We start from the raw sequence: 15,296 nt of genomic DNA, 5'->3' as shown, positions 1-15,296 counted from the left end.
TGCTCAGGCCGGCGAGCCGCGGCACGAGGCCAGCGCATCGAGCGCCGGCTTGTAGCTCGGCGTCTTCACGTCCATCAGGCCCAGCACCGTGTGATAGAGGTTGTCGTGCGTGAGCGGCGCGTCGAGCCCCGCCTCCATGCACGCGTGCGAGAGCTTGTCGCGCGCGCTCATGCCCTCGCCGAACCACGCGACCATTGGTACGTGCTTCTGCACCTCGGGCGCGAAGCTGTAGGGCACGCCGTGCAGGAACAGCCCGTACTCGCCCAGCGATTCGCCGTGGTCGCTGAGATAGAGCAATGCCGGGTCGTAGCGCCCGGACTGCGCCTTCAGCCAGTCGATGGTCTTGCCGAGAAAGCGGTCGGTGTACGCGATGGAATTGTCGAAGCCGTTGATCAGCTCGGCGTGGCTGCATTCGGCCAGCGCATTGCTCTTGCACTCGGGCAGGAAGCGCTTGGCATCGGGCGACGAGCGCTTGTAGTAGGCCGGGCCATGGCTGCCCATCTGGTGCATCACCAGCACCACGCCCTTGCTGCGGCGCTCGGCCGGCAAGGCGGCCAGGCGCGCGTCCAGGCCATGGAGCATGACATCGTCGAGGCACTCGTCGCCTTCGCAGAGCGCGTTCTTCACGCCGGGGTCGACGGTGTCGAAGGCCGACGCGTGCGGCACGCGGTCGCAGACGCCCTTGCAGCCGCCGGCCTGGTTGTCGAGCCAGAACACCGCGAGGCCGGCGGCCTGAAGCACGTCCACCAGGTTCTCGTACTCGTCCTTGCGCGCCTCGAAGGCCGTCTTGCCCAGCGGCGAGAACATGCAGGGCACCGAGGCCAGCGTGTTGGTGCCGCAGGAATGGACGTCGCGCCAGCTCAGCACCTTGCGCGCCGCGAGCTCCGGCGTGGTGTCGCGCGCATAGCCGTTCAGCGCGAAATGGTCGGCCCGCGCCGTCTCGCCCACCACCAGCACGAAGAGCGGCGGCCGGGCCTGCGCCGCGTAGCTGGCGCCCAGTGCCGCGCCGCCGGACACCGGGATCAGCTTGCGGCTGTGCTTGAACATCGGCCGGATGGCGACCGCGCTGGCCGAATAGATGCTGGCCAGCGGATTCATCATGTAGCGCAGGTGCACGTTCTCGCGCATCAGCGGCGTGAGCTGCCGGCCCATCGCGAGTACACCGCCGACCGCCACGGCCACCGCCGCGACGAGCAGCAGCGCATTGCGCCAGGCTTGCGAGACGAAGCGCATCGACACGAGCTGCACCCGCCACAGCGCCCAGGCAGGCAGCGCGGCGACCAGCAGCACGTGGAACAGCAGGCGCCAACTCAGCAGGTCATTCACCTCGTGGGCATCGGTCTGCATCGCATTGGCCAGCATGCTGGGGTCCATCACCACGCGGTAGCTCTGCATGTAGTGCTGGGCCACGGCGGCGACCACGACGACGGCGAACCAGAGCGGCTTCATCCAGCGCGACCAGGCGGTGAAGGACAAGAGCGCGACGCTGCCGCAGACGATGAGCAGCGCCATCGCCGCGATCGACGGCAAGTACATGCTCGGCGCACCGCCGATGCGCGCCAGCTCGTTCCACAAGGGCCAGTTGGCGGCCAGGACCAGGTAGAGGCTCAGCCAGAGGACCACGCTGCGCGCCGAGCGCGGGCGCGCGAACCAGGCATCGATGTGCTGCCAGAGCGGCGTGGATGCTTCTGCGGCGCCCTGTGCGGGCGCGGCGAGCGGCAGGTCATGCGCGGATGGAGGGAAGGGACGGGCGTTCGAAACAGGCATCCAGCAAGTCTGGAAACCTGGACTGAAAACTCACTGAATGCGCAGCTCAGGATTCGTTCAGCTTCGCAGAGCCGGCCAGCCGCGCATATCCGGTCCCCCGGTGCACGAAGGCGTCGATCGCGAAGCCCACCGTCCAGCAGATCCACGCGGTCCAGAGCGTGTGGCTCATGTAGTGGGCGCCGCGCAGCTGCTGCACCAGCCCCAGCAGCAGGCCGGCCGCGAGCGCGCCGATGAGCCACCCTCGCGCGACGGTCGGCGCGGCGCGGCGCCATGCAAACCAGCCGCCGGTATAGGCAAAAGCCGCCGACGCGTGGCCGGCCGGAAAGCAGCCGCCCGGGCCGCCGTCTTGCACGCCCCACGACCAGTGGGACACGTAGCGCGCGACGCCACCGAAGAGCTGGAGGTCCCAGGGACAGCTGGTATGGCTCGTGGTCTTGACCAGCGACACGGCCAGCACGGAAGTCAGCACGGTGAGCGCGAGCTGCGCTCTTTCGCGCATCCGCAGCCGGCGCAGGATACCCACGGGCCAGCGGATGCCGGCGAACAGCGCGAGCACGATCAGCCAGCTCAGCGACCGCGCACCCTCGTGCATGACCTGCACCAGGAACCAGTTGCCGCGCCACGGAAAACCCATCGGCGTGCCCACCATCCGGGCCAGCGCCAGGTCGAGGCCGGTGGCATCCCAGAGCAGGAGAAGCGCCAGTGTCAGAAGAATCGAGGCGAGCGGACGAGCGGCAACGGAACGGATCATGCCCGGTCAAGCTTAGGGTCGGCGCCTGAACCGATTCTGAAGCGACGGCGAACTAGACTCCCTTTTTTGGGAAAGGAACTGGCGACGTGCGCATATTGCTGGTCGAAGACGATGCCGCCTTGGCAGGCGCGGTCTGCAGCTACCTGACGGCCAAGGCCTTCGTGGTCGACGTGACGTCCGGGCTCGCGCAAGCGCGCGCCGCGCTGGCGGCCGTGCAGTACGCGGCCGTGCTGCTCGACCTGCACCTGAGCGACGGCGACGGGCTCTCGCTGCTGCCGGACGTGCGCGCGCTGCGCGAGCGCCCGATCGTGATCGTGCTCACCGCCCGCGACCAGGTGACCGACCGCATCCGCGGCCTCGACGCCGGCGCCGACGACTACCTGATCAAGCCCTACGACCCCGCGGAGCTGCTGGCACGCTTGCGCGCCGTCGAGCGCCGGCGCAACAGCACCAGTTCGCCCGTGCTGAAGCTCGGCACGTTGGAGATCGACGTCGCGCGCGACCTGGTTCGCAAGAACGGCCTGCCGATCACGCTCACGCAGAAGGAATGGGCGCTGCTGCGCGTGATGGCGACGCGGCCCGAACGCATCCACACGCGCGAGAATCTGGCCGATGCGCTCTACGGCTTTGGGGACGAGGCCGACAGCAACACGCTGGAAGTGTTCATCAGCCGCCTGCGGCGCAAGCTCGGCCGCAGCCACATCCAGACCCTGCGCGGCCTGGGCTACCGGCTCGCCTTCTCGGCCGAAGACGAAGACGAATGAAGCTGAACTTCCTGCGGCAGGCGGGCGCCGAGCTCGGCTCGCGCGATTCGCTCGCGGGGCACCTGACCCGCACGCTCATCGTGTGGGTCGGCGGCGTCTGGCTTCTGTGCGTGCTGGGCGTGGTCTGGTATGTGGATCGCGAGATCAACCACAACTTCGACAGCGAACTGGTGGAGGTCTCGCACCGCATGTTCGACATGGCGGTGCACGAGCTCGACAAGCTCCGGCTCGAGCGCGGCGAGGCGCGCACGCCGCTGATCGCGCCGCCGCAGCTGTTTCCGACCGATGCGGTGATGTACCAGGTGGTCGACCCGCACGAGCGCGTGCTGCTGCGCTCCGCCGAGGCCCCGCCGACTGCCTTCGACGTTCCGCTGGCGGCCGGCTTCGCGAACGCAGAGGCCTGGCGGATCTACACCGTGCGGCATCCTTCGCTCGATCTCTTCCTCCAGGTCGCCGATCCGCTGGACGAGCGCCGCACCGCGCTCAACCGCACGCTGATCGGCCTGATCGTCCCGCTGTTCGCCGTGCTGCCGCTTCTTGCGCTGGTGCTGCGCAACGTGGCGCGCACCGAGCTGCGCGCGCTGCAGGAGCTCGCCGGCGAGATCGCTCAGCGCAGCGGCACCGACCTGCGTCCGATCCGGCTGCCCGGCCTGCCGCAGGAACTGCAAACGGTCGGCGACCATGTCAACCGCCTGCTCGAGCGCCTCTCGCACGCGCTCGACGTCGAACGCGCGCTGGCCGCGAACGCGGCGCATGAGCTGCGCACGCCGCTCGCGGCGGCGCGGCTGCGGCTGCAGACCGCGCTCGAGCACGAACTCACGCGCCACGACGTCGAGGCCGCGCTCGATGCGCTGCAGATGCTCGGGCACCGCACCGAGAAGCTGCTGCAGCTCTCCAGGGCCGAATCGGCCGCCTCGCTGACGCGTACGAAGACCGACCTGGTCCAGCTGTCCGGCACGGTGGCGCAGGAGTTCTGGCAAGACCCGCGCGTGAACGAGCGCCTGACGCTCAAGGTGCCGGACACCGAGCCGCCGATGGCGCTGGGCGACGTCGATGCGCTGGCGATCGCGCTGCGCAACCTGGTGGAGAACGCGCTGCGCTACGGCCGCGGCCGTGTCGTGATCGAGGTGATGCAGCCCTGCACGCTGGCGGTGCGCGACTTCGGCCCAGGCGTCGGCGAGGTCGAGCTGCGCACGCTGCAGCAGCGCCACGTGCGCCACAGCTCCAACCGTGCCGGCTACGGTCTCGGCCTGTCGATCGTCGGCACCATCGTCGAGAAGCATGATGCGCGGCTCGAGCTGATGTCGCCGCCGCCCGGCTCGGCGACGGGTTTCGAGGCGCGGATCGTGCTGAGTCCGGCATGAAGGGCGAAGGAGCCGTGGCTGACGACGAGTAGGACACCTCCCGCTTGCTCTATGGCGCATGGCTGAATTGCGCAGCGAGCCCGCGCATGCAGAATATGTTCACGGACTCGGCAACACCCATCGCGGCACTCCGAGTCTGCGAAAGGCCCTCCTGCGCGAACGAAAGTTGGCGGAGGGCCTTTTGTTGCTCCCTAGCTGACGATCGCGCGCAGCCAGTCCGGCAGCGGCAGCGCCTTCTGCCTGGGAAAGTCGACCCACATCGTGGTCGCACCGCCGGCCGCGCAGATCACTTCCGGCGCATCGGCCCGGGCCATGGTGGCCCAGCTCTCGAAGGTGGTGCGGCCCGGGTCGCTCACGTACATCCTGACCCGCACATCGCCCGGGTATTCGAGCTGCTTGTAGAAGTTGCAGAAGGCGTTGACGATCACCACGCCCTGCCCGTCCGGTGCGGGCTCGGCGCCCAGCGAGTGGAACCAGTCGATGCGCGCCGTCTCGAGGTAGCGGAAGTAGCTGGCATTGTTCAGATGCCCCATCGCGTCCATGTCGCCCCAGCGGATCGGGATCGTCATTTCGTAGACGAACTTCTTGATTTCGGGAATTTCGATTCTCATCGGTGTGCCTTGATGGATGCGAGGATGCCGAGGACGAACAGCAGCGCGGCCATCAGCTCGACAGCATGCGGCCAGCGCCCGTCCCACAGAAAAGAATAAAGCAAAGCGAACAAGGTCTCGCTCACGATCAGCTGGCCGCACAAGCTCGCGGAGAGCCGCTGGCTGGCGACGTTCCAGAGCACCGTGGCCAGCCACGAAGACCCGAGGCCGCCGGCCAGCGCAAGCAGCACGAACAACATGCCCTCGGGTTGCGCGCGCAGCGTCGCGACATCGGAGCCGGCCACGAGCCACAGCAAGAAGGCGCCGAGGCCGGTGGCGATGCCGAGCCAGTTGGTCCAGTCCGCTGCATGCACCTCGGGATGGCGCTTGAGCCAGGCGGCGTTCAAGAGGCCGAAAGCGGTCCAGCTCGCCATCGCGAGCAGCGCCAGCACCAGGCCCCAGCCGAAATGCGTGCCGCTTGCCCCGCCGTTCGGCCAGGCGCCGGCGACCATCAGCGCGATGCCGGCCGCGGTGAGTGCCAGCCCCGGCAGCAAGGCCTGCATGCGCAAACCGGCCGGGCGGCCCAGGAGCATCATCCAGACCGGGATGGTGCCGATTATCAGGCTCGGCACCTCGGTGCCCGCGGCCACGATCGAGAAAGCCAGCAGCAGGTAGTAGCCGGTGAAGCCGAGTCCGCTCAGGCCGAGCACCGTGAGCGCCTGCCGCGCGCCGGGCCAGCGCTGCTCGGGCGGCCGCCACCAGACCGCCAGCCCCGCGACCGCGCCGAAGACCACGAAGCGCGCGGCCGTGATGTCCACCATGCCGAAGTGCCCCACCATGCGCGGCGCCACGAACACCAGCCCCCAGAGCGCACCCGCGGCCAGCCCGGCCGCAATGCCGATCAACGCGCGCGGACTCAGAGCGCGAATCCGTCGTCGGCGGCGATCACCGCGCCATTGACGAAATGGCTCTGTCCGCTGGCGAGCAGCACGATCAGCCCGTCCAGGTCTTCGGGCTTGCCCAGCCGCTTGCGCGGCAGCATGCCCACCAGCTTCTGGCCGTCGTCGGAGGCGAAGTGCTCCTCGTTGAGGTCGGTCGTGATGTAGCCCGGGCACAGCGCGTTGACGTTGATGCCGAAGCGACCCCACTCGAGCGCCATGGCCTTGGTCATCTGCACCACCGCCGCCTTGCTCATGCAATAGACGCCGATCTTCGGCAGCACTTTCAAAGCCGCCACCGAAGCGATATTGATGATGCGCCCGCCGATGTAGGTGCCGGGCGCCGCACCCTTGGCGCGCGCCAGCATGCGCTTGGCCGTCTCCTGGGCCACGAAGAACGCACCCTTGACGTTGGCGTCGAAGATGAAGTCGTAGTCCTCGGCCTTCACCTCTTCCAGGCGCTGCGTGGTGCTCACGCCCGAGTTGTTGACCAGGATGTCGATCGGCCCGACTTCGGTCTCGGCGCGGGCCACCGCGGCCTTGATGCTGTCGATGCTGGTCACGTCGAGCTCGACCACGTGGGCATCGCCGCCCTCGCCCTCGATGCGCGCGCGCAGCTCCTTGAGTTTGTCGGTGTGGCGGCTCGCGAGCACCACCGCGGCGCCGGCGCGCGCCAGCGTCTTGGCGAACTGCGCGCCGAGGCCGCTCGACGCACCCGTGACGAAGGCCACGCGGCCCGAAAGATCGATGCTGTAAGCCATGGGGAAAAGTCCTGTTGGAGTCGCCGATGCGACGGGCCTAAAGCCGCTCTGGGCGCCGCATAAAATGACCCGGCCCCTTCGCGGTGCCTCGCACCTTCAAAATCATTATCGACGACGAGACCCCACATGACGCACGACGAAATACTCGCCCAGTTCGGACCCCGCGAAGCCATGGAATACGACGTGGTCGTGGTCGGCGCCGGCCCTGCCGGGCTGGCCACCGCCATCCACCTGAAGCAGCTGGCCGCCTCGCACCACAAGGAGATCTCGGTCGTGGTGCTCGAGAAGGGCTCGGAGCCGGGCGCCCACATCCTGTCGGGCGCGATCATGGATCCGCGCGCGCTGTATGAGCTCCTGCCCGACTGGGAGGAGCTCGGGGCGCCGCTCAACCAGCCGGTCACCCAGGACACCTTCCTGATGCTCTCCGAGACCGGTGCCACGCGCACGCCCAACTTCCTGCTGCCGAAGAACTTCCACAACGAAGGCAACTACATCGTGAGCCTGGGCAACGTGGTGCGCTGGCTCGCGCAGCAGGCCGAGGGCCTGGGCGTCGAGATCTTCGCGGGCTTCCCGGCGGCCGAAGTGCTCTACACCGACGACGGCAAGGTGCGCGGCGTGGCCACCGGCAACATGGGTGTAGGCAAGGACGGCGAGCCGACCGAGAACTTCCAGCTCGGCATGGAGCTCCACGCCAAGTACACGGTGTTCGCCGAAGGCTCGCGCGGCCACCTGGGCCGCCAGCTGATCGCCAAGTACAAGCTCGACGCCGGCAAGGACCCGCAAAGCTACGGCATCGGCATCAAGGAGCTGTGGGAGATCGATCCCGCGCGCCACGAGCCCGGCCTGGCCGTGCACACCGCGGGCTGGCCGCTGTCCTCCGACACCTACGGCGGCTCCTTCGTCTACCACGCCGAGAACAACCAGCTGATCATCGGCTACGTGGTCGGCCTCGACTACCAGAACCCGCACATGAGCCCCTTCGAGGAGTTCCAGCGCTTCAAGACCCACCCCAACATCCGCTGGTACTTCGAGGGCCAGGACAAGGGCCTGAAGGCGCCCAAGCGGCTGAGCTACGGCGCGCGCGCCATCACCGCGGGCGGCCTGCTCTCGCTGCCGAAGACGGTGTTCCCGGGCGGCGTGCTGGTCGGCTGCGACGCCGGCTACCTGAACGCGAGCCGCATCAAGGGCAGCCATGCCGCGATCAAGACCGGCATGCTCGCGGCCGAGGCCGCCTTCAACGCCGTGGTGGCCGGCCGCCAGCACGACGAGCTCACGGCGTACCCGGCCGCCTTCGAGAAGAGCTGGCTGCACAAGGAACTCCACAAGGCGCGCAACTTCAAGCAGTGGTTCAAGAGGGGCCTGACCGTGGGCACGCTGATGACCGGCATCGAGCAGTACGTGTTGCGCGGCCACATCCCTTGGACGATCCATCGCCACCAGGCCGACCACGAGCGCCTCAAGAAGGCCGCGGCCTGCAAGAAGATCGCCTATCCCAAGCCGGACGGCAAGCTGACCTTCGACCGGCTCTCCTCGGTGTTCATCAGCAACACCAACCACGAGGAGAACCAGCCCGCGCACCTGACGCTGAAGAACGCGGCGGTGCCCACCGAGATCAATCTGGCCGAGTACGACGGTCCCGAGGCCCGCTATTGCCCGGCGGGGGTCTACGAGTTCGTGCCGGGCGAAGGCGGCAAGCAGCGCCTGCAGATCAACGCGCAGAACTGCGTGCACTGCAAGACCTGCGACATCAAGGACCCGACGCAGAACATCGTCTGGGTCACGCCCGAGGGCGGCGGCGGGCCGAACTACGTGGGCATGTAGGCGGCGATCGCCGCGCGACTGCGTCCGTGAAAATCCGGACGCTATGAGTCTGCCGATTGATGCATAGTCATACGTTAACCAAACAGGAGACCCCCTCATGAAGTTGAACCGACTGGCCGCAGGCCTGGTCCTCGGCCTCGGTATGGCCTGCGCCGCGTTCGCGCAGACAGCCATGAAGATCAGCATCTCGACCGCACAGAACTCGCACCAGGGCGTGGCCATCGACACCTTCGCCAAGGAAGTCGCGGCGCGCACCAATGGCCGCTACAAGATCGAGACCTTCTACAACGGCTCGCTGGGCGGCGAGCGCGAATCGATCGAGGCTGTGCAGCTCGGCACGCAGGAGCTCGCCTTCTCCTCCACCGGCCCGGTGCCCAACTTCGTGCCCGAGGCCAAGATCCTCGACGTTCCCTTCCTGTTCCGCGACAAGGCGCACGCGCGCGCCGTGCTCGACGGCCCGATCGGCCAGGAGCTCCTGACCAAGTTCGACGCCAAGGGCTTCAAGGCGCTGGCCTGGGCCGAGAACGGCTTCCGCCACATGACCAACAGCAAGCGCGACGTGAAGGGCCCCGAGGACCTCAAGGGCCTGAAGATGCGCACGATGGAGAACCCGGTGCACATCGCGGCCTACAAGGGCCTGGGCATCATCACCACGCCGATGGCCTTCCCCGAAGTGTTCACCGCGCTGCAGCAGGGCACGGTCGATGGCCAGGAGAACCCGCTGCCGGTGATCATGTCGGCCAAGTTCTCGCAGGTGCAGAAGCACCTCACGCTGACCGGCCACGTCTATTCGCCCTGCATCTTCCTGATGAACAAGGCGGCCTTCGACAAGCTCAGCGCGGCCGACAAGACCGCCTTCCTCGAGGCCGCCAAGGTGGCTGCGAAGGCCAACCGCGACCGCGTCGACCAGGACGACGCCAACGGCGTGAAGGAGCTGCGCGCCCAGGGCATGACCGTGATCGAGAACGTCGACAAGACCAGATTCGTCAGCATGCTGGCCCCGGTCAACGCCGACTTCGAGAAGCAGTTCGGCAAGGCCAATCTCGACAAGATCCGCAACTTCAAGTAACGCGACCTGCCGCGATGCCGTCGCGGCGGCACACGCCCGCACAGCCTGGCTGGCGGGCGTTTTTTTGTTCGATCCCTTCCATGCATCCATGAAAACAGCCCTCCTCCGACTCGATCGCTGGACCACCTCGCTGGCCATGGCGATCGCCTGCCTGATGCTGGTGATCGCCTCGGCGCTCGGCGTGTTCCAGATCGTCACCCGCTTCGTGCTCGAGCAGCCGGCCGAATGGTCCGAGATCCTGATCCGCATCAGCCTGATCTGGATGGTGTTCATGGGCATCCCCACTGCCTTCCGCCAGGGCGCGATGGTCAGCGTGGACGTGCTGTACCGCTGGAGTCCGCCGAAGATGCGACGCGTGCTCGACTGGCTGGTCTGCCTCGCGGCGCTGATACTGATCGCAGTCGTCATCTGGTGGGGCTGGGACTACGCGCAACGCGGCAGCGTGCAAACGATGGCCGGCCTGGAATCGGTCTCGATGTTCTGGGCCTACGTGGCGATGCCGGTGGGCGGCCTGTTCTGCGTGATCGGCATCGTTGCGAATCTCCTCGATCCGCAGCGCCACGAGCTGGAGACGGCGCAATGAGCGCCGCTCGGCAGCCCGAAGGCGCGAAGGCCCCCGTGGGCGGCAGCGCAGTACACGAAGTGACAAGCGTGGGGGTCCTATGAGCGCAGTAATGGTCACGACGATGGTGGTGTGCTTCGCACTGACCATCTCCGTAGCGGTATCGATCGGCCTGGCCTCCGTCATCGGCATCCAGGCCTCGAACGCCAACATGCTGATCTCCGTCAAGGAGATGTTCAACGCGATCAACAAGTTTCCGCTGGCGGCCATTCCCTTCTTCATCCTGGCCGGCAACCTGATGGAAACCGGCGGCATCTCGCGCCGTCTGGTGGACTTCGCCAAGAGCCTCGTCGGTGGCGTGCAGGGCGGCCTGCCGATGACCTGCGTGCTGACCTGCATGATCTTCGCGGCGGTCTCGGGCTCCTCGGTCGCCACCACCTTCGCCATCGGCGCGATCCTGATCCCGGCCCTGATCAAGCACGGCTATCCCACCAGCTATGCAGCGGCGCTGCAGGCCACCAGCGCCGAGCTCGGCGTCATCATTCCGCCCTCGATCCCGATGATCCTCTACGGCGTCAGCGCCGAGGTGTCGATCGGCGAGCTGTTCATCGCCGGCTTCGGTCCCGGCATCCTGATCAGCCTCGCGCTCATGGCCTTCGTCTACGTCTACTGCAAGTTCAAGGGCCTGGGCAAGAACGACGGCGACGGCCGGCTCGGCGTCGGCATCGCGACCTGGCGCGCCGGCTGGGCGCTCCTGATGCCGGTCATCATCCTTGGTGGCATCTACGGCGGCATCTTCACGCCCACCGAGGCCTCGGCCGTGGCGGTGCTGTATGCCCTCGTGGTCGGCATGCTGATCTACCGCGAGATCAAGCCGGCACAGCTCTACGCGGTGCTGCGCAAGTCGGTGATCTCCTCGTCGGTGATCATGTTCATCATCGCCAACGCCGGCCTGTTCGCCTTCCTGATCACGCGCGCCGGCGTGCCCGAGGCGATCGGCCACTGGCTCGAAGGCGTGCTGCGATCGCCGGCCATGTTCCTTTTGGGCGTGAACGCGGCGCTGTTCGTGATCGGCATGTTCATCGAGACCAGCGCGGCCATCATCGTGCTGGCGCCGATCCTGGCGCCGGTGGCGATGCACTTCGGCATCGACCCGGTGCACTTCGGACTGGTGATGGTGGTCAACCTCGCGCTCGGCATGATCACGCCGCCCTTCGGCGTCAACCTGTTCGCGGCCTGCACGGTGGCGCGCATCTCGCTGGACCGCATCGTCAAGGACCTGGTGCCCTTCGTGCTCGTGATCCTGGCCTGCCTGATGGTCATCACTTACGTGCCCAGCATCTCGCTGGCGCTGCGCGACCTCGTTTACGCGAAGTAGTTCACACCCGGTGTCCCGGCTTTCACCGGGATGTCACGCGGCTGGCCGATGCTGCGGCGCTTCGACTCCGAACGCTGCAGCATCCCATGTTCCTCCTCAAGACCGACAAGGCGCGCCAAGAACTCCAGGCCGGCAGCCGGCGCACGCTGGGCCAGCGCGAGCGCGCCCTGCTGCTGATGGCCGACGGCCGGCGCTCGGTGACCGACTTCGGCCAGCTCTTCGGCAGCCGCGACGAAGCCGGCCGCGTGGCGCTGCACCTGGTGCAGGAGGGCTATCTGCATCGTTCGCAACCCGCTGCGCCGCCGGCGCAGGCAGCCCCAGCGCTCGAGGCGAGCCCCCCCGAACCGCCGGTCGCGGCCGACATCTTCGACGGCAAGCGCTCGCTGGCCACCACGCGGATGTTCCTCTTCGATCTGTGCGAGCGCATGTTCGTCCGGCGCGATCCGGTCCTCGCCGGGCAGTTCCGCGAGCTCCTGCGCGAGGCGCGCGACCGCGACTCGATGCTGACCGTCGCCGCCGAGATGCTCGGCGAGATCGAGAAGATCGCGGGCGCCGAACGCGCCGAATCGGTCCGCGAACGCATCGACAAGCTGCTGCCGCCCGAGTTCATGCACTGAAAGTGGGCGCGTCGGCCGTCGTGGCCGCACCGGCTGCAACTCGGCGTCTTCGCTGACAAGACGAGGAGGCATACTCGTCGCGTCGCGCCCCTCCGGCGCCCCGACCCTCCCTTCTTTTTTCTGTCAACAACAGGTATGACGAACTACGGTTTTGTTCATCTGGAGTACGGAGGTCAGCATCGTGATCATTCGCTTCAGGTGCTGACCAGGCTGCGACGGCAGCTGGCCGACGGGAGCAATCGCTTCGCACTCGCGATCGTGGACAACGCGAGGTCCACGGGCAGCGAAGCCTTGCGCGATACGGAATTCGAAGACGGCTTCCTCATCGCGGGCGACAACTCCAACCGCGAGTTCACAGGCTGGGACAAAGGGATTTCAGCCCTCCTCGCGCGCGGCGGCGAGCCCGACGTCTGGATCTTCTCGAACGACACCATCGCCCGCACCCATGCATGGAGCGAAGGCCGGGTCGCCGGCTTCAGCAGCGAGATCGGGCGGCTGGGGGTGCATCCCGGGCCGTGGCTGTTCGGCGAGATCAACGACTTCCCGCGTTCGACCATGACGCCGCTTGGTCCGCTGCTCGAATGGGTTTCGACTTACTGCTTCGCAATGAACGCCAACTTGCGCCGCCAGCTCGGCACGCTCTCGCCGGGCAACGAACTGCTGGACGCGCTGGTCTACGACAGCTTCGAACCCGAGCACCGTCTGTTTCGCGACAGCGTCGACGAGGCCTATGTCGATTTCGTGTCAGCCTGGCTGATCAGGGACGAGGGCGACCCGTCCAGGCAGCGCAGGTTCAAGTGGGACCACGAGTGGCACAAGGCCAGTCCGCTCTCCGACGAGAACTTCGACGACCTGCGCATGAAGGCGCGCTGCGTGCTCTCGGAGAGCATGCTCAGCGTGCGTGCCCGGCAACTGGGCGCCGACCTCCGGTCGCCCTACGACGCGCGCAACGCCCGAGCGCACATTCGCAGCTCGCTTCAGCTCGTTGCGGACAAGCTGTGGGAGAAGTTTCTGCTCAGGCGGCTGCGCCTGGAGCGCTCCTGAGCGGCCGGGGCCGGGCGCATCCCTTACACTCGGACGGGTCAGGAGAGAGCCTCGCAGCGCGGGGCCGCCGAAGGCGCAGGTCCCCTCGAAAAAGCGGGCCCGAACGCTCAGGCAAAAGGACTGACGAAGCGCCCCGTTTTCCGGGCGTTTCCTTGCTGGAGAGAGGCGGCGCATCGCGTTTTGTTCGCAGCGCCGTCCACCGAAGGAGCAAACCCCGATCGTGGGGCGAATCTCTCAGGTAAAGCGGACAGCAGGGGTGGCCCATGGCAAGAATGTCATGGATCTGGACTGCCCCTTTGGAGAGTGCCTTGGCCCCCGCACCCGACGACCTGCAAAAGACCCCGCTCTACGACCTGCATCTGGAGCTCGGCGCCCGCATGGTGCCCTTCGCGGGCTATTCGATGCCGGTGCAATACCCGGCCGGCCTGATGGCCGAGCACAAGCACACGCGCGAGGCCGCCGGCCTGTTCGACATCTCGCACATGGGCCAGCTGCGCCTGGTCGGCCCCGATGCCGCCGCCGCCTTCGAAAGCCTGATGCCGGTCGACGTGATCGGCCTGGCCCCCGGCAAGCAGCGCTACGGCCTGCTCCTGAACGACCAGGGCGGCATCCTCGACGACCTGATGTTCTTCAACGAAGGCCACGACTCGCTGTTCGTCATCGTCAACGGCGCCTGCAAGGTGGCCGACATCGCGCACATGCAGGCGAAGCTCGGCACGCGCTGCCAAGTGCTGCCGATGCCCGAGCACGCCCTGCTGGCGCTGCAGGGCCCGCAGGCCGTGACCGCACTGGCGCGCCTCGCGCCCGGCATCGAGCGCTTCGTCTTCATGACCGGCGGCGCGGTGCAGATCGGCGGCATCGCGGCCTTCGCCACGCGCAGCGGCTACACCGGCGAAGACGGCTTCGAGATCTCGGTGGCCGCCAGGGATGCCGATGCGCTCGCGCGGCTGCTGCTCGCCCAGCCCGAGGTCAAGCCCGTCGGCCTGGGTGCGCGCAATTCGCTGCGGCTCGAGGCGGGCCTGTGCCTCTACGGCAACGACATCGACGAGACCACCACGCCGGTCGAGGCCTCGCTCAACTGGGCGATCCAGAAGGTGCGGCGCACCGGCGGTGCACGCGAAGGCGGCTTTCCGGGCGCGGCCAGGATCCTGGCGCAACTCACGGCGGCCAATGGCGCCGCAGGCCACCTGGACCACCACACGCTCAAGCGCAAGCGCGTCGGCCTGGTGGCGCTGGAGCGCGTGCCGGTGCGCGACGGCAGCTTGCTCGAATCCTTCGAGGGCGTGTCCATCGGGCAGGTGACCAGCGGCCTGCTCGGCCCCACGGTCGACCGGCCGGTCGCGATGGCGTATGTCGCGCTCGCCTATGCCGAGCCCGGCACCCGCATCCAGGCCATCGTGCGCGGCAAGCCGGTGCCGATGGAAGTGAGCACCATGCCTTTCGTGCCCGCGCGCTACTACCGCGGCTGATTCTGTTTTTTCAAGGAGTTTTTGCATGACCATCAAGTACACCCGGGACCACGAGTGGGTCCAGGCCGCCGACGGCGGCATCGCGACCGTCGGCATCACCGTCCATGCGCAGGATGCGCTGGGCGACGTGGTCTTCGTCGACCTGCCGGAAGTCGGCAAGAGCTACAGCCAGGGCGACGTCGCCGGCGTGGTCGAGTCGGTCAAGGCGGCCGCCGACGTGTTCATGCCCATCACGGGCGAGATCACCGAAGTCAACGAGGCGCTGCGCGCCGATCCGTCGCTCGCCAACAGCGCGCCCGAGACGGAGGGCTGGTTCTTCAAGATGAAGATCAGCAACGTCGCGCAGCTCGATGCCTTGCTCGACGCCACCACGTACCAAAAATTCGCCGACGAAAACTGAA

The 15,296-nt window shown here is 67.4% G+C and carries 15 protein-coding genes and 2 riboswitches; of the genes, 10 read left to right on the top strand and 5 right to left on the bottom strand.

Features of this window, described 5'->3' with window-relative positions:
- Positions 1 to 3 precede the first annotated feature (3 nt).
- A complete protein-coding gene (locus AC3A6B_RS24035; RefSeq protein WP_487839160.1) occupies positions 4 to 1,767 on the bottom strand; it encodes a phosphoethanolamine transferase in 1,764 nt (587 codons plus the stop codon).
- Between the two features lie 46 nt (positions 1,768 to 1,813).
- Entirely contained in the window at positions 1,814 to 2,518 is a 705-nt protein-coding gene (locus tag AC3A6B_RS24030; RefSeq protein WP_487839159.1) for a phosphatase PAP2 family protein, read from the bottom strand.
- Between the two features lie 86 nt (positions 2,519 to 2,604).
- On the opposite strand from AC3A6B_RS24030, the gene AC3A6B_RS24025 reads away from it, so the two are divergent.
- Entirely contained in the window at positions 2,605 to 3,282 is a 678-nt protein-coding gene (locus tag AC3A6B_RS24025; RefSeq protein ID WP_487839158.1) for a response regulator, read from the top strand.
- Entirely contained in the window at positions 3,279 to 4,646 is a 1,368-nt protein-coding gene (locus AC3A6B_RS24020) for a sensor histidine kinase (protein ID WP_487839157.1), read from the top strand. Before AC3A6B_RS24025 ends, AC3A6B_RS24020 begins: the two co-directional genes overlap by 4 nt.
- A 191-nt stretch (positions 4,647 to 4,837) precedes the next feature.
- Here AC3A6B_RS24020 and AC3A6B_RS24015 read toward each other — a convergent pair whose 3' ends face one another.
- The 3 genes from AC3A6B_RS24015 to AC3A6B_RS24005 are packed head-to-tail and all read right to left on the bottom strand — an operon-like array spanning position 4,838 to position 6,935.
- Positions 4,838 to 5,257: an acyl-CoA thioesterase gene (locus AC3A6B_RS24015; RefSeq protein WP_487839156.1), complete on the bottom strand. Its 420-nt coding sequence runs from the start codon at positions 5,255 to 5,257 to the stop codon at positions 4,838 to 4,840.
- Positions 5,254 to 6,093 carry a DMT family transporter gene (locus AC3A6B_RS24010; protein WP_487839248.1) on the bottom strand — a complete coding sequence of 280 codons (840 nt, stop codon included), beginning with the start codon at positions 6,091 to 6,093 and terminating at the stop codon, positions 5,254 to 5,256. The genes AC3A6B_RS24015 and AC3A6B_RS24010 overlap by 4 nt, the downstream gene beginning before the upstream one ends.
- A gap of 59 nt (positions 6,094 to 6,152) precedes the next feature.
- Positions 6,153 to 6,935 carry an SDR family oxidoreductase gene (locus tag AC3A6B_RS24005; protein ID WP_487839155.1) on the bottom strand — a complete coding sequence of 261 codons (783 nt, stop codon included), beginning with the start codon at positions 6,933 to 6,935 and terminating at the stop codon, positions 6,153 to 6,155.
- Positions 6,936 to 7,061: 126 nt separating this feature from the next.
- On the opposite strand from AC3A6B_RS24005, the gene AC3A6B_RS24000 reads away from it, so the two are divergent.
- The 8 genes from AC3A6B_RS24000 to gcvH all read left to right on the top strand — a co-directional run bounded on the left by AC3A6B_RS24000 (position 7,062) and on the right by gcvH (position 15,295).
- Positions 7,062 to 8,756, top strand: a complete 1,695-nt coding sequence (locus tag AC3A6B_RS24000) for an electron transfer flavoprotein-ubiquinone oxidoreductase (RefSeq protein WP_487839154.1) — start codon at positions 7,062 to 7,064, stop codon at positions 8,754 to 8,756.
- Between the two features lie 97 nt (positions 8,757 to 8,853).
- Complete coding sequence (locus AC3A6B_RS23995) at positions 8,854 to 9,825, top strand: TRAP transporter substrate-binding protein (protein ID WP_487839153.1); 972 nt, start codon at positions 8,854 to 8,856, stop codon at positions 9,823 to 9,825.
- A gap of 88 nt (positions 9,826 to 9,913) precedes the next feature.
- Positions 9,914 to 10,408, top strand: coding sequence for a TRAP transporter small permease (locus tag AC3A6B_RS23990; protein WP_487839152.1), 495 nt, complete (start codon positions 9,914 to 9,916; stop codon positions 10,406 to 10,408).
- A gap of 79 nt (positions 10,409 to 10,487) precedes the next feature.
- Positions 10,488 to 11,765, top strand: coding sequence for a TRAP transporter large permease (locus AC3A6B_RS23985; RefSeq protein ID WP_487839151.1), 1,278 nt, complete (start codon positions 10,488 to 10,490; stop codon positions 11,763 to 11,765).
- Positions 11,766 to 11,851: 86 nt separating this feature from the next.
- Positions 11,852 to 12,382, top strand: coding sequence for a hypothetical protein (locus AC3A6B_RS23980; RefSeq protein WP_487839150.1), 531 nt, complete (start codon positions 11,852 to 11,854; stop codon positions 12,380 to 12,382).
- Between the two features lie 135 nt (positions 12,383 to 12,517).
- Positions 12,518 to 13,426, top strand: a complete 909-nt coding sequence (locus AC3A6B_RS23975) for a hypothetical protein (protein ID WP_487839149.1) — start codon at positions 12,518 to 12,520, stop codon at positions 13,424 to 13,426.
- A gap of 29 nt (positions 13,427 to 13,455) precedes the next feature.
- Positions 13,456 to 13,559: riboswitch (glycine riboswitch) on the top strand.
- A 12-nt stretch (positions 13,560 to 13,571) separates the two neighbouring features.
- Positions 13,572 to 13,687: riboswitch (glycine riboswitch) on the top strand.
- Between the two features lie 11 nt (positions 13,688 to 13,698).
- Positions 13,699 to 14,895: a glycine cleavage system aminomethyltransferase GcvT gene (gcvT, locus tag AC3A6B_RS23970; RefSeq protein WP_487839247.1), complete on the top strand. Its 1,197-nt coding sequence runs from the start codon at positions 13,699 to 13,701 to the stop codon at positions 14,893 to 14,895.
- 25 nt (positions 14,896 to 14,920) lie between these two features.
- Positions 14,921 to 15,295: a glycine cleavage system protein GcvH gene (gene gcvH / locus AC3A6B_RS23965; protein WP_487839148.1), complete on the top strand. Its 375-nt coding sequence runs from the start codon at positions 14,921 to 14,923 to the stop codon at positions 15,293 to 15,295.
- Position 15,296 lies beyond the last annotated feature (1 nt).

Source organism: Variovorax sp. Soil_C_33 (assembly GCF_057656935.1).
The sequence above is the reverse complement of the archived record's forward strand: the minus strand, read 5'-3'. Positions and strand labels throughout refer to the sequence as shown.